Annotated in this window: 22 protein-coding genes; 11 read left to right on the top strand and 11 right to left on the bottom strand. The window is 55.7% G+C overall.

Annotated elements, in window-relative coordinates; all coding sequences use genetic code 11:
- Positions 1-40 precede the first annotated feature (40 nt).
- Positions 41-334, top strand: a complete 294-nt coding sequence (locus tag K0H63_RS15345) for a YciI family protein (protein ID WP_408733354.1) — start codon at positions 41-43, stop codon at positions 332-334.
- Positions 335-435: 101 nt separating this feature from the next.
- On the opposite strand, the gene K0H63_RS15340 is transcribed toward K0H63_RS15345, so the two are convergent.
- The 6 genes from K0H63_RS15340 to yjjX all read right to left on the bottom strand — a co-directional run bounded on the left by K0H63_RS15340 (position 436) and on the right by yjjX (position 6,134).
- The gene (locus tag K0H63_RS15340) at positions 436-1,575 is read right to left on the bottom strand and encodes a membrane dipeptidase (RefSeq protein ID WP_220065428.1); all 1,140 of its coding nucleotides are present in this window, start codon (positions 1,573-1,575) and stop codon (positions 436-438) included.
- The gene (locus tag K0H63_RS15335; RefSeq protein ID WP_220065427.1) at positions 1,572-2,030 is read right to left on the bottom strand and encodes a SufE family protein; all 459 of its coding nucleotides are present in this window, start codon (positions 2,028-2,030) and stop codon (positions 1,572-1,574) included. The genes K0H63_RS15340 and K0H63_RS15335 overlap by 4 nt, the downstream gene beginning before the upstream one ends.
- A gap of 17 nt (positions 2,031-2,047) precedes the next feature.
- Entirely contained in the window at positions 2,048-3,277 is a 1,230-nt protein-coding gene (locus K0H63_RS15330) for an aminotransferase class V-fold PLP-dependent enzyme (protein ID WP_220065426.1), read from the bottom strand.
- Positions 3,278-3,435: 158 nt separating this feature from the next.
- Positions 3,436-4,473 (bottom strand): NADP(H)-dependent aldo-keto reductase, encoded by a 1,038-nt coding sequence (locus tag K0H63_RS15325; protein WP_220065425.1) that lies wholly within the window; start codon positions 4,471-4,473, stop codon positions 3,436-3,438.
- A 105-nt stretch (positions 4,474-4,578) separates the two neighbouring features.
- Complete coding sequence (locus tag K0H63_RS15320) at positions 4,579-5,517, bottom strand: bifunctional helix-turn-helix transcriptional regulator/GNAT family N-acetyltransferase (RefSeq protein WP_220065424.1); 939 nt, start codon at positions 5,515-5,517, stop codon at positions 4,579-4,581.
- 74 nt (positions 5,518-5,591) lie between these two features.
- The gene (yjjX, locus tag K0H63_RS15315; protein ID WP_258405593.1) at positions 5,592-6,134 is read right to left on the bottom strand and encodes an inosine/xanthosine triphosphatase; all 543 of its coding nucleotides are present in this window, start codon (positions 6,132-6,134) and stop codon (positions 5,592-5,594) included.
- Between the two features lie 217 nt (positions 6,135-6,351).
- Here yjjX and K0H63_RS15310 point away from each other — a divergent pair, with 217 nt between their 5' ends.
- The 3 genes from K0H63_RS15310 (at position 6,352) to K0H63_RS15300 (ending at position 12,021) form a co-directional block, all read left to right on the top strand.
- On the top strand, positions 6,352-8,952 hold the full coding sequence (locus K0H63_RS15310; RefSeq protein ID WP_220065422.1) for an acylase: 2,601 nt from the start codon (positions 6,352-6,354) through the stop codon (positions 8,950-8,952).
- Between the two features lie 413 nt (positions 8,953-9,365).
- Complete coding sequence (locus K0H63_RS15305) at positions 9,366-10,607, top strand: serine/threonine transporter (RefSeq protein ID WP_220067922.1); 1,242 nt, start codon at positions 9,366-9,368, stop codon at positions 10,605-10,607.
- Positions 10,608-10,656: 49 nt separating this feature from the next.
- Complete coding sequence (locus K0H63_RS15300) at positions 10,657-12,021, top strand: L-serine ammonia-lyase (RefSeq protein WP_220067921.1); 1,365 nt, start codon at positions 10,657-10,659, stop codon at positions 12,019-12,021.
- A gap of 50 nt (positions 12,022-12,071) precedes the next feature.
- Here K0H63_RS15300 and K0H63_RS15295 read toward each other — a convergent pair whose 3' ends face one another.
- Positions 12,072-12,524, bottom strand: coding sequence for a GNAT family N-acetyltransferase (locus tag K0H63_RS15295; RefSeq protein ID WP_220065421.1), 453 nt, complete (start codon positions 12,522-12,524; stop codon positions 12,072-12,074).
- A gap of 277 nt (positions 12,525-12,801) precedes the next feature.
- On the opposite strand from K0H63_RS15295, the gene K0H63_RS15290 reads away from it, so the two are divergent.
- Positions 12,802-13,107, top strand: a complete 306-nt coding sequence (locus K0H63_RS15290) for a hypothetical protein (RefSeq protein ID WP_220065420.1) — start codon at positions 12,802-12,804, stop codon at positions 13,105-13,107.
- Between the two features lie 134 nt (positions 13,108-13,241).
- Positions 13,242-14,534 (top strand): dicarboxylate/amino acid:cation symporter, encoded by a 1,293-nt coding sequence (locus K0H63_RS15285; protein WP_220065419.1) that lies wholly within the window; start codon positions 13,242-13,244, stop codon positions 14,532-14,534.
- A 133-nt stretch (positions 14,535-14,667) separates the two neighbouring features.
- On the opposite strand, the gene K0H63_RS15280 is transcribed toward K0H63_RS15285, so the two are convergent.
- Positions 14,668-15,078, bottom strand: coding sequence for an META domain-containing protein (locus K0H63_RS15280; protein ID WP_220065418.1), 411 nt, complete (start codon positions 15,076-15,078; stop codon positions 14,668-14,670).
- Positions 15,079-15,164: 86 nt separating this feature from the next.
- On the opposite strand from K0H63_RS15280, the gene K0H63_RS15275 reads away from it, so the two are divergent.
- The gene (locus K0H63_RS15275; RefSeq protein WP_258405401.1) at positions 15,165-15,365 is read left to right on the top strand and encodes a hypothetical protein; all 201 of its coding nucleotides are present in this window, start codon (positions 15,165-15,167) and stop codon (positions 15,363-15,365) included.
- Positions 15,366-15,397: 32 nt separating this feature from the next.
- Here K0H63_RS15275 and K0H63_RS15270 read toward each other — a convergent pair whose 3' ends face one another.
- Both K0H63_RS15270 and K0H63_RS15265 read right to left on the bottom strand, forming a co-directional pair.
- A complete protein-coding gene (locus K0H63_RS15270; protein WP_220065416.1) occupies positions 15,398-16,312 on the bottom strand; it encodes a GGDEF domain-containing protein in 915 nt (304 codons plus the stop codon).
- Between the two features lie 84 nt (positions 16,313-16,396).
- Positions 16,397-17,374, bottom strand: a complete 978-nt coding sequence (locus K0H63_RS15265) for a nucleotidyl cyclase domain-containing protein (protein WP_220067920.1) — start codon at positions 17,372-17,374, stop codon at positions 16,397-16,399.
- Between the two features lie 141 nt (positions 17,375-17,515).
- On the opposite strand from K0H63_RS15265, the gene K0H63_RS15260 reads away from it, so the two are divergent.
- The 3 genes from K0H63_RS15260 to K0H63_RS15250 all read left to right on the top strand — a co-directional run bounded on the left by K0H63_RS15260 (position 17,516) and on the right by K0H63_RS15250 (position 20,505).
- Complete coding sequence (locus K0H63_RS15260; RefSeq protein ID WP_220065415.1) at positions 17,516-18,067, top strand: GNAT family N-acetyltransferase; 552 nt, start codon at positions 17,516-17,518, stop codon at positions 18,065-18,067.
- Between the two features lie 79 nt (positions 18,068-18,146).
- On the top strand, positions 18,147-20,183 hold the full coding sequence (locus K0H63_RS15255; RefSeq protein WP_220065414.1) for an EAL domain-containing protein: 2,037 nt from the start codon (positions 18,147-18,149) through the stop codon (positions 20,181-20,183).
- Positions 20,184-20,187: 4 nt separating this feature from the next.
- Complete coding sequence (locus K0H63_RS15250; RefSeq protein WP_220065413.1) at positions 20,188-20,505, top strand: hypothetical protein; 318 nt, start codon at positions 20,188-20,190, stop codon at positions 20,503-20,505.
- Between the two features lie 139 nt (positions 20,506-20,644).
- Here K0H63_RS15250 and metK read toward each other — a convergent pair whose 3' ends face one another.
- The gene (gene metK, locus K0H63_RS15245; RefSeq protein ID WP_203324716.1) at positions 20,645-21,796 is read right to left on the bottom strand and encodes a methionine adenosyltransferase; all 1,152 of its coding nucleotides are present in this window, start codon (positions 21,794-21,796) and stop codon (positions 20,645-20,647) included.
- A gap of 380 nt (positions 21,797-22,176) precedes the next feature.
- Here metK and tkt point away from each other — a divergent pair, with 380 nt between their 5' ends.
- A complete protein-coding gene (tkt, locus tag K0H63_RS15240; protein WP_220065412.1) occupies positions 22,177-24,168 on the top strand; it encodes a transketolase in 1,992 nt (663 codons plus the stop codon).
- Positions 24,169-24,186: the final 18 nt, after the last annotated feature.

The raw sequence follows: 24,186 nt of genomic DNA, 5'->3' as shown, positions 1-24,186 counted from the left end.
TCAGGCGTTGCCGTACATGGAATCTCTTACAGGAAGTTGAATGATGTTTATTGTCTCTCTGACCTATTTGGTTGAGCTTGCCGAAGTCGAAAAACACCTGCAGGCCCATCTGGAATATCTGGATAAGCACTACGCCCTCGGGCACTTTTTGGCATCCGGCCCCAAGTCACCGCGTACCGGTGGCGTTATTCTGTCGCACCTCGACAGCCGCGAGCAACTGGATGCCATTCTCAATGAAGACCCCTTCTTTCGTTACGGTATTGCCAATATGGAAATAACCCGGTTTATGCCATCCAAGGCGGCGCCGGGGTTTGAAGCCCTGCTGAGCCTCTGATGCCAATGGCTTGAAAAAGCGGTATTGCTGAACACAACAGGACCGCCGGTGCGGTCCTGTTGTCGTTTGAGCGGGTGTGGGCAATCCCTGAAATTCAGCGCTTAGCCGAGCACGGCGCCAAGCACCCGCTGCCAGTTGCCACCCATGATTTTATCGGTGTCCGCGGCGCTGAAACCTGCGCCCTTGAGGGCATTGTGGATACGGCTCATGCGTTCTATGTGATTGAGTTCGGGGATCACCACGTGCACCGGCTCATGGTCGAAGCCGAGTACCTTTTTGGCCCGCAGGCTGTGCCACCAGTCCAGATACTCCTTCACCCCTTCGGCGTTGTCATTGTTGAGTTTGAGCAGATTTTCCTGGCCCCGCAGCGGATAGTCGTTGGCAATGGCCACTGCGTCTACGCCACCTACTTTGGCCACGTGTTTCAGCTGTGCTAGATAGTGCTCAACCGAGGGTGTGCTGTTGGTCGTCAGCCAAAAGCTCATCATAAAGGTGCCGAATACACCGCCGCTGTCTGCAATAGCGCGGATCACCTGATCCGGTGAGCAGCGCGCGTGGTTGACGATGGCGCGGGCTGCGCCGTGGCTTTGCACCACCGGCATGCGGGAGGCCGCTAGGGTGTCCAGTGCGGTTTGGGGGCTGGAGTGACTCAGGTCGATGAGAATGCCGCTGTCGTTGAGTTTATCCACCAGGGCATAGCCCTTGGGACTGAGGGGGAGATTCAGGCCGCCGCGCTCATCGCTGTCCAGCGCGCCACCGGCAAAGCTGTTGCCATAGTGATGGGTGAGCTGCAGTACCCTGAGGCCCTTTTGGTAGAACTCATCCACCTGGGACAGGCGCTCTTCCACACAGTCTGCCCCCTGAATCTGGAAAAACACCGCAGTGCGCCCCGACTCACGGGCGCTTTGTATGTCTTTGGCTGAAAGCCCCTGCAGCAGCTGCTTGGGGTTATCGCTTACGCGCTTTCCGGCTTCGGTAATTGATTTGATGCAGGCGTTGTAGGTGCGCTTGTAGTTGAGGGTGCCGTCTTCCTGTTTTACTTCTTCAATGGCGGAGATATCACACAGGTAAGCCGAGAGGCCGGAGGCGGCGAGGTCGTCCAGGGAGTCAGGTAAAAACGACAGGCCATCTATATAAAGAGGTCGCAGTGACTTGGCACCAAGCACTCCAGTGGGCAGGGCCGACAGTAGGGCGCTGGCGCCGAGGGCTTTTATCAGGCTGCGCCGGTGAAGATTGGTCATGGGGTATCCTCGTGGCTTAATTCTTTGATGCGGTTTGCCAGGGCATACACGCCGTTGGTGCGTGATGGGCTGAGCTGCCCCTCCAGACCCAGGGCGCTGAAATAGGCCGCCGCATCGAAGGCAGCCAGCTCTTCACTGGTTTTACCGGAGCAGGCGCCCAGCAGCAGGGCTATCAGGCCGGTGACAATGCGCGCCTCGGAGCCGGCAATAAAATAGTGTTTTCCCTGCTCGCCATGATGATACAGCCAGGCGGCGCTCTCGCAGCCGCGCACCCTGGCATCCTCGGTTTGCCACTCAGGCGCCAGGGGCGCCAGGGCTTTACCGCCCAGCATCAGGGCGCGGTACTTTTCCTGCCAGTTGGGGGCTTGTTGCACCTGACTAACCAGCTGCGCGAGCGGGGCACTGCTGTCTTGATGGCGGCTTAAAAACTCGGTGGGGGTGGGACGTAGTTCCATGGTTTCCTCGCAGCAGATCATGGGCATAAGAGTTCGGCCGCTTCTTTGATGGCAGCGAGAAAACGGTCAATGTCATTCGGGGTGGTGTAAAGGCCTATGGAGGCACGGCAGCAGCCTTTTACGCCCATCAGGCTCATCAGCGGCATGGCGCAATGATGGCCGCAGCGAACTGCAATTCCCTGCTGATCCAATAAGATACCCACATCCTGATGATGTTGATCCCCCAGGTTGAAGGCAATGGCGCCGCTGTTGGGGGCATAAGCCGTGTCATCGTGGGGGCTGTGAATGCGGATTTGCGGCACCGTCTCAAGCCCGGCGCGAAGCCTGGCCATGAGTTCCCTCTCGTGGGCCTGCAGCGCAAGCCTGTCGAGGCTATTGATAAAGTCGATTGCGGCTCCAAGTCCGATAACAGAGACGATGGGCGGCGTACCGGCCTCGAGCCGGTTTGGCAGCTCGCCAAATTGGGTGTCGGCAAAGCTTACCGTTTTTATCATCTCGCCGCCGGTGAGCAGCGGCGTGAGGCTATCGAGCGCCTCGAAGCGACCGTAGAGCACGCCCACGCCATCGGGTGCATACATCTTGTGGCCGGAAAACACGTAAAAGTCGCAGCCGATATCGGCCACATCCACGGCCTGGTGTGCCACTGCCTGGGCGCCATCCACCAGGGTGAGGGCACCCTTGGCGCGGGCTTTGGCGCAGAGGGTTTTTACGTCATTCACAGTGCCCAGCACGTTGGATACATGACCGAGCGCCACCACAGCGGCGCCTGCTTCAAGCAGAGCTTCGAATGCAGCTATATCCAAACGCAGCTCTGCCGTCAGGGGAATGGCTTCCACCCTGGCACCGGTTTGCGCAGCAAGCTGCTGCCAGGGCACCAGATTGGCATGGTGGGCGGCGCTGTCAACCAGGATGACATCGCCGGGATTGAGACGGTGTTTAAGCCCATTGGCCACCAGATTGATGGCCTCTGTGGTGCCGTGGGTGAAGATAATTTCTTCCCGGCGTACGGCATGGATAAAGGCTTTGAGCTTATCCCGCACGGCTTCGTAGCTTGCGGTGGCACGACCCGACAGGGTATGGGCTGCACGGTGCACGTTGGCGTTGTCTGTGGTCAGAAAGTTCGCCATGGCATCCAGTACCTGCCGGGGCTTTTGACTGGTGGCGGCCGTGTCCAGATACACCAGCGGATAATCGCCAATGTGTTGGTCAAGTGCAGGGAACTGGTTACGAAGGCTGGGAATGTTCATTAAAACGCTGTCAAAGCAGTAGCCGAAAAGGGATTGAGTTGATCTTTAAGGATTTGCGCGGCCATTGCAAGGCCGCGCCGGGATTGAAACAGGAATTGAAGCAATAATTGATCTGGATTGGCAGCCCGTCACTGCAGCCCGTAACTATAGCCCGTAACTTAAGGGCAGGGTAAACGGTAGATTTCCCCAAGGGCGTTGATGCGCTCAAAAAGCGCGTCGGGCATGCTGACATCCAGGCTGTCGATGTTCTCTTTCAGCTGCTCCACCGAAGTGGCACCTATGATGTTGCTGCCCACAAAGCTGCGACTGTTCACAAAGGCCAGTGCCATTTGCGCCGGGCTCAAGCTGAACTCCCGCGCCAGATTGACATAGGCCTCGGTGGCCGCTTTGGCATGGTCGCTGCTGTAGCGGGCAAAACGCTTGAACAGGGTCAGACGTGCCTGCTCCGGCCATTCGCCATTGAGGTATTTGCCGCTTAAAGTGCCAAAGGCCAGTGGCGAGTAGGCCAGCAGCGGTAACTCCTCCCTGTGGCTGATTTCGCTCATGCCCACTTCAAAGCTGCGGTTAAGCAGGTTGTAGGGGTTTTGAATCGATACGATGCGTGGCAGACCATGTTTTTCGGCCAGATGCAGATACTTCATGATGCCCCAGGGGGTTTCGTTGGAAACTCCGATGTAGCGGATTTTTCCTACCCTAATCAGCTCGGCCAGGGCCTCGAGGGTTTCAATAATGGGGGTTTGGTGCTCGGCATCGTCACGCTTGTACATCAGCTCGCCGAAGAAATTGGTGTTTCTGTCGGGCCAGTGCAGCTGATACAGGTCGATGGTGTCTATGCCCAGGCGGGTTAAGGACGCATCCACGGCCTCGTGGATGTTGTTCCAGTCCAGTGCCATCTTGGGGCGGATATAGTCGCCCTTGCCACCGTGGGCACAAATCTTGGTGGCGATCACCAGTTCATCGCGATTGCCACGGGCCTTGAGGTAGTTGCCGAGGATCTCTTCTGTGGCCCCCTGGGTCTCGGGGCGGGGCGGCACAGGATACATTTCGGCAGCGTCGATAAAGTTGATGCCCCGGCCAATGGCGCAGTCCAGCTGGGCAAAGGCGTCGGCCTGGGTATTCTGTTCGCCCCAAGTCATGGTGCCAAGGCACAGAGAGCTGACCTCCAGATTGGAGTGGGGCAGGCGGCGGTATTCCATCAAAACATCCTCAGCATGATAGGCGTTATGAGTTTGAAGCTATCAAGTCTGGCTGATAAAGCAAGGCAGCACAGGGCCTTGTCTTATCGCTTGCACAAAATTGCGTCAGAGGGTGAGGCGCTTGAGCATGGGGATTTCGCAGGCATCGTGGCCTGTGTTGCCCATGGGGGCCGTAAGGTGTTCAAAGCCCAATGATTCATAGAGCTTTACGGCTTCGTGAAGCACGGCCGTGGTTTCCAGGTAGCACTCCCTGTAGCCTTCCTGGCGGGCGAAGGCGAGGCTGTGGTTGGCAAGGCGCCTGGCAAGGCCCTTGCCACGGATCACCGGCAAAAAGTACATTTTTTGCAGCTCGCACACCCCGGGTTCACTGGCGAGTGGGGCAATGCCGCCGCCCCCCAGCACCTGGCCATCCTGACAAATCACCCAGTAGGCGGCGCCGGGTACACTGTAGACCTCACTGAGGCAATCCAGGGTCTTGTCGGCCACGCCGTAACCCTTGTCCGGCGTGAGTCCGTATTCCGCTGATACTTCGCGGATCACTGCGGCAATGGCGGCATCGTCCTCGGGAGTGAGTGGGCGGATTTCAATGCCGTCCTGGGCCTTGGCCTGCACTATGGCTCGCTGAAAACGCCCCAATGCCAGGGCGATTTGTCCTGCTTCTTCGTCAGTCAGCTGGGCCAATACCTGTAGAAAATAGTTGTCCTGCTGCTCGTCGAGACGCTCGAGCATAGTTCGGCCCCTGGCAGTCAAACTGGCTTGCAGGCTGCGGCTGTCCCGCTGATGTACCCGGGTTTCCACCAACTTTTTTTCCACCAGATGAGTCACGGCACGGCTGGCGTTGGATTTGTCGATATTCAGCAGTTGGGCGAGCTGTTTGATGGACAGGCTTTGCTGCCCCAGTTCAATGAGGGCGTGGGCCTGAACGGGGCTTAGGGGCAGTTTGCCAACGGCGCCCGCCAACATACCGAGTTGACGTATCAGTTGCCGTGAAAGCTGGCGGACTTCACGGGCCTGGGATTCCTGAACTTGGGTGCTTCTGACCATGTTGTGGTTTGTTTGGTTGCGAATTACAACCAATCTAACAGTTTTTTAACCTTAGGCAAGAGGTGCGGTTGTTATTATCGATACAGCTCAGGGTGCAACAGTGGCGCCATGGCGAGGATCAGGGCCTGGCGATAGCTGCTGCCACGACTCTCGGCGTTGTGGGTCAGTAAGCCGATGGCGCCCACATCCTGCTTGATGTTCACAGTATTGAACATTCTATCCATCACATGGCCCAGTTCTTCACCGGCCTGAAGGGCGGCATAAATCTGCCTTGGCAAGGGTAACTGGCTGCTTCTGCCCACCGACATCTCACCCGAGTCTGTCACTATGGCCACGTAGGCAAAGGTGGCAGGGCCATCTTCCAGTTCGTCGACGCCACCTTCCATGGCTATGTAAAAGTGGGCGTTGCCCAGTTCGTGACATGCCTTGGCACGGTTGATGGCGCCAAGGCGGGTATCAGCGGTATTCATGGGCTGGTCCGGTACGCCGGATGGCACGGATACACCGTGACATTCGACTTCGGCCTGTGGGTACAGGGCTTCGATGGCGCCTTTGGCGGCGGCAACCTTGATGGGGTTTTTGGAGCCGACCAGCACCTTGATGTTTGTTAATGTCATTGTGTTAATTATTTCCAACATGTAGACGTTTGTTTAAATGACTGTTTAAATGGTCCGAGGTGTTTTTGCTCGAAACGGACCGCTATTTTGGCGTCAGCGGCGAGTCAGGGCAAGCACCCTTCGGGATACGACATATGCTCCTCTTTTTTGCGTTCCTTTTTACAGGGATACAGGGGTTCCTGTCGCAGGGAAGGGGATTCTAACGAGACTAATAATTATGACATTCAACAAACTCTTTATCGCCATGGGACTGGGCAGCATGATTTTGCTGACCGGCTGTAACGACAGCGACAACGACGCTGTGACGACACCTCCTTCCGACACGTCGCTGCAGGCCTTCGCGCCAGATGGAAAACTCTCAGTTAATATCCGCCGCACCTCTTACGGGGTTCCCCATATCAAAGCCGACAACCTCGAGAGCCTGGGCTTCGGTAATGGCTATGTGCAGGCACAGGATAACCTCTGCATTCTGGCGGATGGCTTTATCAAGGCCAACTCAGAGCGCTCGCTGTATTTTGGCCCACATGCCAGCCTGGACTTCACCACGGGGATGCCGAAATCTGAAGATAATGGCAATCTTATCAGTGACTTTGCCTATAAGGCATTGAAGATAAGGGCGCTGGCGGAGGCCAAGTGGCCCAGTTTCAGCGACAATTCCCGCGCCCTGATCTCGGGTTTTGTTGCCGGTTATAACCAGTACCTCAGTGACGTTGAAGCAGGTAAAGAGCAGGCCGAACCTTTCTGTGCAGGTCAGCCCTGGGTGAAGCCCATAGTACCGGAAGATGTGGTGACTTATCTCTTCTCCATTGCCCTCTTGCCCGGTGCCGCCAACTTCCTCGACCTGATTTTTTACGCTAACCCCGGCGATGGCACCGAATACCTGCCGCGTATCGTGGGGCCGGCCGCTGTTACCGCGTCTGCCAAGTCGGCGCCTGCTTCGGCCGCCACCAAGGCGTTTGCGGATGATGTAAACCAGCGCCTCATTGCCCGCGCCGCGCGCATTCAAACGCCGGACACCAACCCAAGGGATCTGGGGTCCAATGGCTGGGGCCTTGGCAAGGATAAAACCGAAAACGGCCGTGGCATGGTGCTTGGCAACCCCCACTTCCCCCACACGGGTAACCTGAGATTCTGGCAATCACATGCCACCATCCCCGGTCATCTGGATGTGATGGGCGGCTCTTTGGTGGGCATGCCGGGTCCCATCAACATTGGCTTTAACGAAAACCTTGCCTGGACGCACACCTTCTCCACTGCCGAGCATTTTATTGTGTATCAGTTGGAGCTTAAGTCAGGTGACCGGATGCAATATCTGGTGGACGGTGAAGCCAAAGATGTTCACGAGGAAACCGTGCAGGTGCTGGTGAATGCCGGACCTGCGGGCATTCTGGTGGCGGAAAAAGAGGTGTACTACACAGATGATGCCGTGATGATAGAGGCCCCTGCCAATCTCGCGCCCTTTGGCTGGGATGATGGCCAGGCCTTTATGCTCAAGGATGCCAACATGGCCAATATGGATCCGCTGGATCACTGGCTGGCCATGAACCTGGCTACCAACAAGGATGAGTTCCAGCAGGCATTCAAAGACCACGATGGTGTCATCTTCAACAACACCATGTACGCCGATAAAGAGGGTAACGCCTTCTACATCGACGACTCCACTGTGCCCGGCTTGTCCGATGCTGCAGTGATGTTGCTGCGCACCGAGCAGGCCATTCGTGATGCCCGCGCTCAGGCCGGTTTTACCATATTGCCGGGGAACACTTCGCTGTTTGCCTTCGATGGTCCCATGCCATACAACAGGGCACCCAAGCTGGAGCGCAGCGACTTTGTGCAAAACTCCAACAACTCCTTCTGGTCAACCAACCTTGCGTCACCACTGGAGTTCTTCTCGCCCATGTATGGTCCGGAGCGTGGCCGCTTAACCCTGCGTACCCGCATGGGGCTTAAGCTGATGGCTGAGGCCGGTGGCAGCGATGGCAAGTTCAACCTCGACGAGCTGGAAGCCGCGGTGCTGGGTAACCACAGCTACCTGGCCGAGATGGTGTTGCCGGAATTGCTGGCCCAGTGTGATGCCCAGGGTTCCACCCCAGTGATGCTGGCAGAGGGCGTGTCCAAAGACATCAGCGCTGCCTGCGATGCGTTGACGCGCTGGAACGGCAAACAGGATAACGACAGCATTGGTGGGGCGCTCCTGCGTGAGTTTGCCCATAACTTCAGTGAAGATACCATGCTGACCGTCCCCTTTGATTTCACGGCTGCGGCATCTACGCCTAATACCCTGGCCACCGATGGCAGTGCCCTCAGGGCGCTGGCGCTGGCGGCACTGAACCTGGAGAACGCCGGTTTTGCCGTGGATGCCCCTCTGGGCAATGTGCAATTTGTGGAGCGCTCGCTGCCCAACGGTTTGCCAAGCGGACAGCGTTTGCCATGGCCCGGCAGTCACAACGCCGAGGGCGGTTTTAACGTGTTTTCCACCAGCACCAGCGGTGATGACACCCTTATCCCACAGCACAGCTATGCGCCATCCCTGGATGTGCTCAGCGGCAAGCCACTGCGCTCAGGGCTCACCGACAAGGGGTATCAAATTCGTTATGGCTCCAGTTGGATGATGGCGGTGAACTTTACCGATACCGGCGTGGATGCCCGTGGCATTCTGACTTACTCGGAAACCAGCAATATCCTGAGGCCTGAATTTGCCGACCAGACGCTGCTGTATTCTACCCAGAAGCGCTTCCGTCCGTTCCTGTTTGCTGAAGCCGATATTGCGGCGGATGTAAAAGAGACGCTGGAACTTTCGGGCGACAGCATTCGTTAACATTTGCAGTAAACTGCACAGAAAAAAACCGGCCCCAAGGGCCGGTTTTTGTTTGCCAGGCCCTGCTCACAGGCGCCCTTGTATCGGCTTGGTTGCCAGCGGTTAAGTGCGGGTTAAGAGATGGCAACTTAACTGAAAATAAATTACGCAATATGCGGGATCGCGATCCCAGTATCAGCTCTTGGTGAAATTTAATTACGAAAAATGGCCGTCGATCAAAGGCGGGCTCTTGCCTTTTGACTATCCTTGCCGCGAATTTTGAGTCGCACTCATACACCAGCGTCTATCACGACTCAGACCCCAACGTTTATCGCACCCCTGGTGCCAAGGTTGAGCCCATGTCCAACGAAACCATCACTGCCCCTGCTACGCAGGCAAGCATCTCTTCCACAGTTTCACAGCCCAACAAAGCCATGCCCGGCAATGCCATGCCCTGGACGGCGCAGGATACCACCTGGATGCTGAGCCTGTTTGGCACCGCCGTGGGCGCAGGCATTTTGTTTTTGCCCATTAATGCCGGTATGGGCGGCTTCTGGCCGCTGGTGATGATGGCGCTCCTGATTGGCCCCATGACGTACCTCGCCCACCGGGGGCTGTCGCGTTTTGTGTGCTCTTCATCCATTGCCGGAAGCGATATCACCCAGGTGGTGGAAGAGCATTTTGGCAAGGGCGCCGGTAAAGCCATTACTGTGCTGTATTTCTTCGCGATTTATCCCATAGTGCTTATCTATGGCGTGGGTATTACCAACGTGGTCGACAGCTTTATGGTGAACCAGCTGGGCATGGAGTCGCTGCCGCGCTGGTTGCTCTCAGGCGTGCTTATCCTCGGCATGATGTCGGTGATGGTGGCCGGTGAAAAAATAATGCTCAAGGTGACCCAGTTTTTGGTGTACCCGCTGGTGGCGATTCTCGCCTTTATGTCGCTGTACCTCATGCCCAACTGGAACCTGGCCGCCGTCAGCGAAGTGCCTGCCGCCGGAGACTTCCTCGGTACCATCTGGCTGACCATTCCCGTGCTGATTTTCGCCTTTAACCACTCGCCCGCCATCAGTCAGTTCGCGGTGTCGCTTAAGCGAGACCATGGCAGCAATGCTTCCCGCAAGGCCGATATCATACTTCGCAACACCGCCATGATGCTGGTGGGCTTTGTGATGTTGTTTGTGTTTTCCTGCGTGCTGTCCTTAAGCCCGGCGCAGCTGGCCGAGGCCAAGAGCCAGAACCTGCCGATTCTGTCGTACCTTGCCAACGTGTTCGACAGTGGTTTCGTCAGCTACTTTGGCCCCTTCATCGCCTTTGTGGCCATAGTGTCCTCTTTCTTCGGCCACTACATGGGTGCCAGCGAAGGCATGAGTGGCATTATCAAGAAGCAGCTCGAAGGCAAGGGCAAGCCGGTCAACGAAGCCAAACTGAACCGCTTTATCCTGGGCTTTATGTTCCTGACCATCTGGGCGGTTGCCGTGATTAACCCCAGTATCCTCGGCATGATTGAAGCCCTCGGTGGCCCCATTATTGCCGCCATCCTGTACCTGATGCCCATGTACGCCGTGTATCGGGTGCCGGCGCTCAAGGCCTACCGTGGCCGTATCAGCAACATCTTCGTGATAGTTGCCGGTTTGCTGTCGATGACTGCCATCCTCTACGGTCTGGCGGCCTGAGTTGATTCAAGGGCGGCCCATGGCGTCGCCTCTGCGTTTGGAGCCTTCCATGTTCAGTACCTTTGATATTTACAAGATTGGTATCGGGCCTTCGAGTTCCCATACAGTCGGGCCCATGAAGGCTGCAAAAGCCTTTGTGGATATGCTTGAGAATCTTAATCTTTCAGGCCGGGTCGATAGCCTGAAAGCCGATGTGTACGGGTCGCTGTCGCTCACCGGCAAGGGCCACCACACCGACATCGCCATTTTGTTGGGGGTGATGGGCAACAGCCCTGAAAGCGTGGATATCGATGCGATTGCTGCCACCATAGCCGCCGTGAATGAGACCGAAACCCTGTGGCTTGAAAGTGGCAGACCAGTGCGCTTTGCCCGTGATGCCATGGTGTTCCATCCCCATGCTTTGCCACTGCATGAAAACGCCATGACCTTAAGCGCTTTTGCAGGGGATGAGCTGCTGGCAGCCAACACCTACTACTCCATCGGTGGTGGCTTTGTGGTGGAAGAGGCCGACTTTGGCAAGGCTCAGGTCGGTGGGACCTTGTTTCCGTATCCTTTCGAGGATGCCGAGCGGCTGGTACAGCTTTGCCGCGCCGAAGGGGTAAGCATTTCTACCCTGATGTTGGCCAACGAAAAGGCCTGCCACAGTGAAGAGTACATTTACCGCGGATTTCGCGATATCTGGCTGACCATGAAGCAGGCAATCGACCGAGGCTGCCATACCGAAGGTGTGCTTGCCGGGCCGCTGCGGGTACCTCGCCGGGCCCCGGCGCTGCTTAAGCAGCTGGAAACCAGCGGCCGTATCAGCGCCGATCCCATGGAAATTGTGGATTGGGTGAATCTGTTTGCCCTGGCCGTGAGTGAAGAAAACGCCGCCGGTGGCCGGGTGGTGACGGCGCCCACCAATGGCGCGGCTGGGATTATTCCGGCGGTGATGGCCTACTTTGACCGCTTTATTCAGCCCCTTGGGCAAAAGGAATACAGCCGCTTTTTGCTGGCATCTGCTGCCATCGGCAGTCTGTATAAGCGCAATGCCTCTATCTCTGGCGCCGAGGTGGGCTGTCAGGGTGAAGTGGGTGTCGCCTGCTCCATGGCGGCGGCGGGCCTGGCTGAACTCATGGGCGCCAGCCCGGCGCAGGTGTGTATGGCGGCCGAAATCGCCATGGAACATAACCTGGGACTGACGTGCGACCCGGTGGCCGGTCAGGTACAGGTGCCCTGTATCGAGCGCAATGCCATTGCGGCGGTGAAAGCCGTGAATGCGGCGCGGATGGCGCTGCGGCGCACATCAGACCCGCGGGTGAGCCTCGATAAGGTGATTGCCACCATGTACGAAACCGGTAAGGATATGCACGCCAAGTACCGTGAAACCAGCCTGGGCGGCCTTGCCATCAAGGTCACCAGCATTTGTGACTAAACTGAAAAGGCCATCAACGATGGCCTTTTTTATATAAAATTAACCGGTTATCAGCTCTTTGGCTTTTCTTCGTACATCAGGTAATAGCTCTTTTCCATGCCAAGGGCCTCGTAGGTGCGCTGGGCATTGGCATTTTCCTGCTCCACATAGAGACGGAAACTGGCGGCGCCGCCTTCGGCTGCGGCCATGTCTTTAACCGCCTGATAAAGACGGCTGTAGATGCCTTTGCGTCTGTGCTCAGGGCGAATGTAGACGCTTTGGATCCAGTAGTAATCTTTGGCGCGCCAGTCACTCCACTCGAAGGTCACCATCAGGGAGCCGGCAATCTCACCATCGATATCGGCCACCAGATAAAAGCCCTTGGCCGGGTTTTCCAGCAGGGTGGAGACGCCCTTGGTGAGGGTGGCTGTATCGAGCTGCAATCCTTCGGTTTCCATGGCCATGGCCTGGTTAAAGTTGACGATATCGGTTAAGTCGGCCGCCACAGCCTTGCGTATGTTCATCGGTCATTCCTGTTATTGTTTTAGAGCCGCTAATCTAGCACAGGGACACCCGCTTATGCAGCCTGCGGGAGAAGGAACGGACACTTCGGCTTGATAACGGAGAGCTCCGCCTGATAACGGAGAGTTATGTCTGATAACCAAGAGTTCCGCCTGATGTAATCGAAAACGGTGAGCTGGGCCATGAAGGTAAAAATGTCGGCTGCCCTGCATTCGACTAAAGTCGAATGCGACTACACTTAGCTAAGGTCTGAGACAGGTGTGAATTTCGGGGGATCCTATGGCCAAGCGTACCCGTGTTGCGCGTCCCAAGTTTTTTTCTAAGTCACATCAAATAGATAATTCGTTATACCACCAAGAAGAGCCGGGTGTTCAGCACCCTCTGCATTTTTGCCTGACGCTGGCGACCTTCGGATTGTGGGGCCTGGTGTGGTGGTATCTTATCCTTAAACAACAGGGCAAACGCGACATACTCACGGGCTTCGATGATGATTATTGGAGTTATCTGATTGAGCGTGAGCAGCCGCCGGCGGCCCTGTATCCTCAAAGATTCAATGCCGGGCAGCGCGGGACTTTTGATGCCTGAGGCCTGCTAACTTGTGAGGCCGATCCTCACGCCTTGCCACAGCAAATGTTAATATTCGCGTTCGGCTATCTGATGCCGAGCGCGCCGGGAAGGATGCTTAGCGTGCCCCTTTGGCAAGTTACATAAGGTTCTGTATGTCTGCTACTCCACCCGCTAATTTGTGGCGCCGCTGGTGCGCCGTGCCCCTGTGGCTGCAAATCCTCACCGGTATGTTGCTCGGTATTGGTGTTGGCCTTGTCCTTGGACCCGACGCCAGTGCCCTGAAACCCATAGGCACCCTGTTTGTAAACACCATCAAAATGCTGATAGTGCCCTTGGTATTTTGCTCGTTGATTGTGGGTGTTACCTCGATGCAGGATACCGCCCGCATGGGGCGCATCGGTTTCAAGTCCTTTGCCTTTTATCTGGCCACGACCGCCATTGCCATCTCGGTGGGCCTTATGGTGGGTTGGCTGCTTGAGCCTGGCGCGGGTCTGAGCCTTGAAGGTCATGACCTGAGTGCGGAAGTGAAAACGGCCCCCTCAGTGATGGACACTCTTATCAACATAGTGCCCACCAACCCGGTGGCGGCCCTTGCCAGTGGTCAGATTTTACAGGTGATTGTTTTCGCCGTGGCCTTGGGGGTGGCGCTGGTGCTGATTGGTGACCATGGTAAGCCAGCCATCAAGGTGTTCGAGAGCCTTGCCGAAGCCATGTATAAACTCACCGACATGGTGATGAAGCTTGCCCCCTATGGTGTATTCGGTCTGATGGCCTGGGTTGCAGGCGAGTACGGCATAGATATGTTGCTGCCGCTGATTAAGGTGATTGTTGCCGTGTATCTGGGCTGTGCCCTGCATATTCTGGGCTTCTACTCCTTGGTGCTGAAGCTGGTTGCTGGACTCAATCCTATCCAGTTTTTCAAAGGGATCAGTAACGCCATGGCGGTGGCTTTTACCACCTCCAGCAGCGCTGGCACCCTGCCTGCCAGCATGAAGTGCGCCAGCGAGTATCTTGGCGTAAACAAGAAGATTTCCAGCTTTGTGCTGCCCCTTGGCACCACCATCAATATGGACGGCACGGCCCTGTATCAGGGGGTGACAGCGCTCTTTGTGGCGCAGGCCTTTGGTGTGGACTTAACCTGGGTGGACTACCTCACCATAGTGCTGACTGCCACCCTGGCATCCATTGGCACTGCCGGGGTACCGGGAGCCGGGCTTGTGATGCTGACTCTGGTGCTGACCACGGTGGGCTTGCCCCTTGAAGGGGTGGCCATTATCGCCGGTATCGACCGGATTCTGGACATGGCCCGCACCGTGGTGAATGTGTCCGGCGACCTGGTGGCCACCACTGTGATTGCCCGCTCAGAAGGGGAAATTGATATCGCTCACTATAATGCCGACATGGAAACCAGCGCCGAAATGGCACAGGCACGGGAAGAAGCCTGATTGACTGAGCAGAGTTGATGCATAACAAAAGCCCCGCTTGAGCGGGGCTTTTTGCTGTGAGCGCTGAGGCGTACATTCGTCTGGCAGACTTTGTTAATTGGGCCTGGTCAATGACGTTTGGCCAGCAGGGCGCTCAGAGGCGGCTTAAAATCAGCAGCACTTTTCCTTCGCTGTCGAACAGGCGTAACTTACCTTCGGCTTCGTCCAGCTTTCTGACCCTGGGCAGGGCGTCGGCGACTCTGGCTTCCTGATCCATCAGGGCATCGACACAGGCCTTGCGGGTGGTGCCCGAAGGGGTCAGCAGCAACTGATTGCCTTGCAGTTCAAAACTGCCAAAAAAGTTATTGCAGCTGTTGTTGCCAAGGAGTTTATTGCCCTCTTCAAATACCAGTTTTGCGGGGCTGTAGTCGATGACAGGGCGATCCTTCACCTGTTCTATGTGCCAGCTTCCGAGCAAATTGAATTCAACAGCGTCAGAATAAGGGGATGATTGGCAGCCCACCAGCGCCAGTGCGCCGGCCATCAGGGCAAATTTCTTGATCATGCGGGTTTCCATACTGTACTTTGACGGGCGACGTCGGCATGCCGCCATTCAGGGGCGATTATGTGGTGGAACAGATGAAAAGTGTAATGAAATTTCTGAAAATCCTGCATTGGCTTGGTCTGACCATGGTACTTGGCGGAGTTTGGCTCTATCTGGGTACAGAGCTGACAGCGCAGGTCACTGGTATGCTGTGGGCGTCAGTTCTGTTGGGGCTGGGGTTGGTGTTGATGTCCCCTTTTCCGGTTGTGCTCGTAATCGAGTGGGCCAGGGGACAATCAAGCAGCTGAGGTGCGAAAGCTCTTTCGCTTTCCTCAGGAGACTAAGCGTCGGGAGGTGTGGTGTCTTCGCTACTTTGGGGTTTGGGATACAGGCGACTGCGGACTTTTTCCAGTTCGTCCCTGGCTTCTGCGAGCATGGGCGCCAGCTCAAGATGCGAATCCGGGGTAAAAAATTTGTGCCCCGTCATCACCCGCTGATCTTCCAGTTTGCGGCCGAATTGTTTGTGCAGCCGGGTCACCAGAGAGTCCAGGTTGGCTTCACTGTCGACAAAGGCCAGCAGGATGATTTGTTCCCCGATTCGGGCCGCAACGTCCGCTTCCCTGAGGTTTTCAAATACCACCTGTGCCAGGGCACGCAGTTTTTCCTGTGATTCTTCGGCCTCGTACTGAGTGCCATTTTCCATGACCACCAGCCCGGCATGGGAGCCCAAACGCCGGCTCAAATTGAGCTGTCTGGGGGCCATCAAATTAAAGCCGTTGTCATTGAGCATCTGCGTGGATTCATCCTGCAGCGACATATGTTCAAGGCGACTCATCTGGCGCAACACATTCAATTCACTCTCGAGCAGCGACAGCATGGGCTCTGCCAGCGTCCGGCCGCTGTCGATGTTGGGGGGTAATTTGTCACACACCAGCAGCACTGCGCCAAAGGGGCTGCCACCGGGCCAGCTCAGGGAAAACTCAATCAGTCCGTGATGCCAAATGCCTTCATCGGGCAGCTCAGTATTGGACAGTCGCTGTTTGAGGTTGTCTATGGGTTCAATGGCGCCCAGGGTCAGGCCGAGGTTTTTATGTTGTTTCAGAGTAAGGATTTTGGCGTCGCCAGCTTGGTACTGCACTATGGCGCAGGCACTGGCTTTAAACAGCTGACACAACAGCTGCGTCAAGTGCTGCCATCGGGATTCATCGATGGCAGTGTTGGGAGAATCAAATAACCAGGTTACAGGTTCAGACATAGGGTATTCAAATGTGTAATTGTTGTTATTCCGTAATACGTTAGTCGCGAATCGCTTAAAAAGCCAGTCTGGCCGCAAAGCTGGTTATTGGGTGAGGGTCGCCAATTGAATTTCTGCGGCCTTTGCCTTTTGCTCTCGTTGCCAGGATTGCAGGTTTTCTTTGGCCAACATCAGCATAGGGCCGAGCTTGCTGCCTGAATCCGGCGAGAAAAATCGAAAACTGTAATCCAGTTTAAGAGTCGGCTCCTGCTGGGCCAGTTGGCGTTCAACCCGCTGCACTATATGGTTGAGATCCCGTTCATTGTCCAAAAACGCCAGCACCACAAACAGGGTATCGCTGTAATGGGCTGCAATGTCGGCGGTGCGGATGGTGTGCTGTATGATGCCGCCGAGCAGGCGGTGATGTTTTTCGTTGAGATCGGCGTCGGGGCTTTGTTGCTGCAACTCAAAAAACAATATGCCTGCATGAGCCCCGAAACGGCGGCCAAGATTCAATTGTCTTGGCGCCATCATGATAAAACCGTAGTGGTTTAACATGCCGGTTTCCCTGTCCCGCATTGAAAGGGATTCCACCCTGTGACTTTGGCACAGCAACGCCAGGTCTTGCTGTAACAGGATTTGAAACGGCTCCAACATCAGACTGTTAATGGTCTGGTTTTCGACCCGCTTGTGGGAGAGCACGCACAAACAGCCAAAGATTGAGCCATCGGGCCAGAGAATGGGGCGGGCAAGCAGTCCCAGACAGCTGTCAAAATCGGTGGGTAAGTCACCTGCATGGTATTTGGACAAATCCAGTGATACACCATCGGGCATGGCATTGACCAAATCCAGAAACAGCGGCGTGTCCCGGTCAAACATCTGCCCTGATGTAAAGTGGGGCAGGCTGGCGATGGCACTGACGAGTACTTCAAAACCGAGCGACACCCTCTGCACCACAAACACATAGTCTGCTTCGTAATAGCGTTTGATGAGCTCACACTGATGCATCCAACGAACCAGATTGACCTGGGGGCTGTCGGACTCCAGCAGGCTGGCATGGGGATTGATGGTTTCAGGCAACATAAAGGCAGTACCTTTCACAGGGAACTGTCATACAGTGTGGTCGCGAACCGCAGGAACCGCAAATTAAAGGTCGATATTGATTGTTGGCTTTCTTAGGGCTAACTCCCTGTATAATGACTGCTTTCCAAAGGAGAACCAGAGATGCAGATACGGCAGGCAACCCCGGGTGATATTGACCAGCTGGTTCGGCTTGAACAGCGTTATGGCCGGGATGAACTGGGTGATAATGATGCCCGTCTGGAGGCGCAGCTCAATGGTCGTCGGGAGTTTACCCTTCTGATTGCAGAGCATTTGGTCGTCGTGGCAGAAGATGCGGGGCAAATCATGGCCTATGCCATCGTTGCCGACGAAGGCTTTTATCTGGGGCAGATTTTTTATCGCAAGCTTTTTCAGCGGCTTGGAAGTTATCAGCAGTCAAACCCTGGGCAACGAGGCGGCGCGGGACAACACTCAGCCGCAGGCTGCTATGGCCCTGTGTGGGTGGACAGTCGCTATCGCGGCAAGGGCGTCTTCGGTGCCCTGTTTGACAAGGTGCTGGAACTATCCAACGGGCGTTACTCGCCTCTGTTTACCTTTATTGCTGAAGAGAATCAGCACTCGCTGAACGTCCATGTGAAGCGCGCCGGGATGGAGGTCCTGGACTTTTTTGAGGATGGGGGAAGAGGCTTTTATCTACTGAAGTGCCCCGAATGAGCGTTCACTCCACGGACTGTCGCAGCCGCAATTTATAGGTTAAGTTTAGGTTACGAGCAGCCATACTGTACGACGGCCTATGCAGGTAAATTTCCAGTTGTTTGATCGCAGCTTTCTGTTGGCAGTGCGCGAGTCCTTTATTGCGCTGTTACCGTTTCTGCTTATTAATGCGCTGCTGGCGCTTTTTCCTGTACTTGCCACAGCGCTGGCTCCTGAACTGTCGGTATATGATGCCTTTCATTGGTTTGAAGGCATAAGCGATACGCTCGGGCGGCTTTTTCCGCTGCTGGCGATGTTGTCGCTGTCGTACCACTTTGCCAAGTATCTGGATATTTCGGCGGTGGCCTCGGCCACCCTGTCCCTTTGCATCATCTTTTCGCTGCATGTGCACACCAGTGGTGGGCTGGTGTTCAGCGATTATTTGCTGGAGGTACTGGGTGACCCGCGCATGGTGATTACCCCCATATTGGCCGCCTACATCATGCGGCACTTCTTAAAGTTCCCCCAGTTACATATGGTGCGAAGTGCCGAAATCAGCGCGTATTTGAGTCAGCACCTGAACCTGATTATTCCCATGGTGCTGACTTATACGCTGGTGGTTCTCATCCTTAAGGCCATGAGCATGCTGTTGGTGCTGGGTATTTCTCCCATGGTGGATGCGGTGGGTGAGTTCGGCCCCATGGGACAGATTATTTTCAGGGTGCTGCTGACACACATACTCTGGTGTTTTGGGGTACATGGCGATAATGCCTTTCTGCTGCTGATTGGCGATGACAATGGTCTGCAATACCTGGCACCCAACCTGACCTTCAGCGAGTTTATGGATCTTTTTGTGCTGCTGGGCGGCAGTGGTGCCACCATTCCATTGCTGATAGCCATCTTTTTGGAAAGCCGCGACGAGCAGAGCCGGCATCTGGCCAAAATTGCCGTGCCTTTCTCCGTGGTAAACATCAATGAAATTTTGATTTACGGCTTGCCCATCGTTTTTAACCTGCGCCTCGCGATTCCCTTTGTGCTGCTGCCCTGCCTGAATGTGCTCATTGCCTGGATGGCGATTTCCGCAGGCTTTTTGAGTTTTGATGGCAAACCCTTCCCCTGGGTGACGCCACTGTTTTTGAATGGCTGGATTGCGTCGGGCGGTTTTGCCGTGGTGGCGCTGCAGCTCTTTTTGGTCACGGTTGGTGTATTCATTTACCGGCCATTTATTCGTAAGTACAGCACCTTCACCGATGCCAATCAGTACGATAGAGAGCTCATTAAACGTACCGAGTTACAAAAGGATATTGAGCGCATGTCCGAGCGGCAGTATAGCCGTAATCAGTCAGAAACCCTTGCTGCCAGTCGCAATCTGGAGCGGACGGTTCGCGAAGTACTGAGCGGTGAGCTGCTGGTGCACTACCAGCCAAAACTCAAGCTGCCTGGCAGGGAGGTGGTTGGTTTCGAGGCGCTTTTGAGGCTTAAGGATGCCGACGGCAATATAAAGGGCCCCTGGTTTATTGATCATTTTCAGCGTGCCGGGTACTCCCACGTGATAGACCGTTTTGTGATTAGTACGGTGGCGGAGGATTTGAGACGCTGGCAGGCAGCGGGCTTTTCGCCCAAGGTCAGTATCAATCTCGATCCCAACAACTTAAACGATGTGCTGATGCTCGACAGGCTGCGCACTACGTTGGGGGAATTTGCCCATCAGGTTGAAGTGGAAATCCTCGAACGGGCATTTATGCGGGATCTGCAAGGCATCAACCGCGCCATCGCCCAGTTGCAGGCGTTGGGGTTTCGATTCTTGCTGGATGACTTCGGCACGGGATTTTCCAGTCTTAGTCTGTTGACTCAGATTTCGGTAGATGGCATCAAGCTTGACCGGAGTATCCTTGGCAAAACCGATACCGATCAGGGCAGGGTGCTTTACCGGCAAATTTGCCAGCTGTGTAAGTCGTTAGGGTTCCAGTTGGTGGCCGAGGGCGTCGAAACCCCATCGGAGGCGAGCTTCGTCGGTGATGCCGGTGTGGATTATGTCCAGGGTTGGTTGTTTGCCAAGGCATTGCCTCAAGCCCAGGCAATGGAATATGCGCTCAATCATGGCAAAATAACCCCTAACGATTTGGACATCATCTGACACTATGCAACATATTCAACAGCTGTTAATGCCTTACCAACAACATGCGCTTGGCGCCTGGGACAGATTGCGCCTCGGGTACAGCCTCTGCGTGCATGGGGGCGTCGAAGTTAAGGCCTTTCGAGGCGGTGAGCCTCAGGCTTATTGGCTGCAAGTGCCCGAAGGCTATGTGCATTGCGGCACTGTTCATTCGGTGGATACGGCTTGGCAGTGGGACATTTCGCCGGGTGGCACTCTGGAGCCTCTGAAGTTGGAAGCAGTGCCCGAAAGCCAGTTAGGGTTTTTATTGGTGCAGGCGGCGCACTTCGACCACTGCTATTAGTTGACCTCGGCCACCAACAGACCGTTGCTTCGGTCTGACCACAGCCACTGACTGAGTTGTGTCGGTGTGAGGTACCTACGGGGTGAGCCAGAAACAAAAAAACCGCCGAAAGGCGGTTTTTTTATGGGCGAGCGTCTGATTACAGACCCGCGTCCGCGCGCAGCGCTTCTGCCTTGTTGGTTTGTTCCCAAGGGAACTCGTTACGGCCAAAGTGACCGTAAGCGGCAGTGGCCTGATAGATAGGACGTGCCAGGTTCAGCATTTCGGTCAGGCCGTATGGGCGCAGGTCGAAGTGCTGGCGTACCAGGGCGATGAGCTTATCTTCTGGCAGCTTACCGGTACCGAAGGTCTCGATGCTGATAGACGTTGGCTCGGCCACACCGATGGCGTAGGACACCTGGATTTCACAGCGGTCAGCGAGACCTGCGGCCACGATGTTTTTGGCAACATAGCGGGCGGCGTAGGCAGCTGAGCGGTCAACCTTGGATGGGTCTTTACCGGAGAAAGCGCCACCACCGTGACGGGCCATGCCGCCGTAGGTGTCAACGATGATCTTACGACCAGTCAGACCACAGTCGCCCATTGGGCCACCGATAACGAAACGACCGGTTGGGTTGATAAAGAACTTGGTGTCTTTGTTCAGCCACTGGGCAGGTACCACAGGCTTGATGATGGTTTCCATCACACCTTCCACCAGATCAGACTGAGACACAGAGTCGCAGTGCTGGGTAGAGAGTACGATGGCATCGATACCCACAATCTTGCCTTCGTCATAGGCGAAGGTCACCTGAGACTTGGCGTCGGGGCGCAGCCAGGACAGGGTGCCGTCTTTACGGACTTCTGACTGACGCTTCACCAGTGCGTGAGCGTAAGTGATTGGGGCTGGCATCAGCACGTCGGTTTCGTTGCTGGCGTAGCCGAACATCAGGCCCTGGTCACCGGCGCCCTGTTCACGTGGGTCAGCACGGTCAACACCCTGGTTGATGTCAGGAGACTGCTTACCAATGGCGCTCAGTACCGCGCAGGAATCGGCATCGAAGCCCATGTCTGAATGCACATAGCCGATTTCACGTACGGTTTTACGGGTCAGTTCTTCGATATCGACCCAGGCAGAGGTAGTGATTTCGCCACCGACCATCACCATACCGGTTTTCACGTAGGTTTCGCACGCTACGCGGGCCTTGGGATCCTGCTCCAGGATTGCGTCCAGCACAGCATCGGAAATCTGGTCTGCAATTTTATCGGGATGACCTTCTGAGACCGACTCAGAGGTAAACAAGTGTTTTGCCATGTTTGGAAAATCTCGACTTTTTAAGCGTTAAACGTGTAGAAGCATCTACATCTAGACGGCCATTTTAGTTGAAATTACGTTCACGATCATCCCCCGGATCAGAAAATTTAGTGCCAATTGTGACCAAGATAGGACTGGGGAAGGGGGCTGTTTTATAGAGAAAATCAATTACTTTAACAAATTCAGGGTGATAAAGGCCTGATGTGCTGTGGTTTATTCCATGCGTTTTTGTATGCGACCAGCGAAACAACCCCCTGATAGCGCCTCACTGGTTTTGCCAGCCGTCAATATGGAAATTTAAATTTGCGTCCACAAGCCCTGTTAAGGGAAAATATGTGCCCACAATTGCCCGAAAAGCCTCAATACAAGCAGGAGAGAGCATGTCTCGTAAAGAACTCGCCAACGCTATCCGCGCACTCAGCATGGACGCCGTTCAAAAGGCCAACTCCGGTCACCCCGGTGCCCCCATGGGGATGGCAGATATTGCCGAAGTCCTTTGGCGCGGTCATCTGAAGCATAACCCCACCAATCCACAGTGGGCCGATCGCGATCGTTTCATCCTCTCCAATGGCCACGGCTCCATGCTGCACTACTCGCTGCTGCACCTGGCCGGTTATGACCTGTCTATTGAAGACCTCAAGCAATTCCGTCAGTTGCACTCACGCACTCCAGGCCACCCTGAGTACGGTTATGCCCCAGGCATTGAAACTACCACAGGTCCTCTGGGTCAGGGCATCACCAACGGCGTGGGTATGGCCATTGCTGAGAAAGTGCTGGCTGCCCAGTTCAACCGTGACGGTCACGACATCGTTGACCACTTCACTTACGTGTTCATGGGTGACGGCTGCTTGATGGAAGGTATCTCCCACGAGGCTTGCTCCCTGGCGGGCACCCTGGGTCTGGGCAAACTGATTGCTTTCTGGGATGACAACGGCATCTCCATCGACGGTCACGTTGAAGGCTGGTTTACCGACGACACGCCAAAGCGTTTCGAATCTTACGGCTGGCACGTGATTGCCGGTGTTGACGGTCACGACAGCGACGCCATCGATGCAGCCATCAAGGCGGCCAAGGCTGATCCACGTCCAACCCTCATCTGCTGCAAAACCATCATTGGTTACGGCTCGCCAAACAAATCCGGTTCACACGACTGTCACGGCGCGCCACTGGGCGATGCTGAAATCGCAGCTGCCCGTGAATTCCTCGGCTGGAAGCACGACCCATTCGTTATCCCTGCTGACATTTATGCCCAGTGGGATGCCAAAGAAGCCGGTATCGCCTCTGAAAAAGCCTGGGATGCCAAGTTTGCCGCTTACGCCGCTGCTTACCCAGAGCTGGCCGCAGAATACCAGCGCCGCGTGAACGGCGAACTGCCTGCCAACTTCGGCGCAGAAGCCCAGGCCTATATCGAGAAGCTGCAGAACAACCCTGCCAACATTGCTTCCCGTAAAGCCTCGCAAAACGCCCTGGAAGCCTTTGGCGCCATGCTGCCTGAATTCCTTGGCGGCAGTGCCGACCTGGCCCCATCCAACCTGACCATGTACTCGGCTTCCAAGTCCATCACAGGTGATGACGCCAGCGGTAACTACCTGCACTACGGTGTGCGTGAGTTCGGTATGACCGCCATCATCAACGGTATCGCCCTGCACGGCGGCTTTGTGCCATACGGCGCTACCTTCCTGATGTTTATGGAATATGCCCGTAACGCCATGCGTATGGCTGCGCTGATGAAGGTGCAGAACATTCAGGTTTACACCCACGACTCTATCGGTCTGGGTGAAGACGGCCCGACTCACCAGCCAGTAGAGCAAATCGCTTCTCTGCGTGTGACCCCGAACATGAGCACCTGGCGCCCATGTGACCAGGTTGAGTCTGCCGTGGCCTGGAAATACGCCATCGAGCGCAAAGACGGCCCAACCTCGCTGATCTTCTCCCGTCAGAACCTGGCACAAATGCCACGCAGCGCCGAGCAGCTGGCCAATGTCGCCAAGGGCGGCTACGTGCTGGTAGACAGCGCTGCGGCGCCTGAGCTCATCATCATCGCCACCGGCTCTGAAGTTGAGCTGGCTGTGAAGGCCCAGGCCGAACTGACCGCCAAGGGCAAGCAGGTACGTGTGGTGTCCATGCCATCCACCGACGTGTTCGATAAGCAGGATGCTGCGTATAAAGAAGCGGTACTGCCTGCCAGCGTCACAAAACGCGTGGCCGTGGAAGCGGGTATTGCCGATTACTGGTATAAGTATGTGGGCCTGAACGGCCGCATCATAGGCATGACCAGCTTCGGCGAGTCAGCGCCAGCCAATCAGCTGTTCGAAATGTTCGGCTTCACCGTCGACAAGGTGGTTGCCGCCGCCGAAGAGCTGCTGGGTTAATACTGACGCGAGCAAGGT

Origin of the sequence: Shewanella zhangzhouensis (assembly GCF_019457615.1) — a bacterium.
Classification (GTDB): domain Bacteria; phylum Pseudomonadota; class Gammaproteobacteria; order Enterobacterales; family Shewanellaceae; genus Shewanella; species Shewanella zhangzhouensis.
The sequence above is the reverse complement of the archived record's forward strand: the minus strand, read 5'-3'. Positions and strand labels throughout refer to the sequence as shown.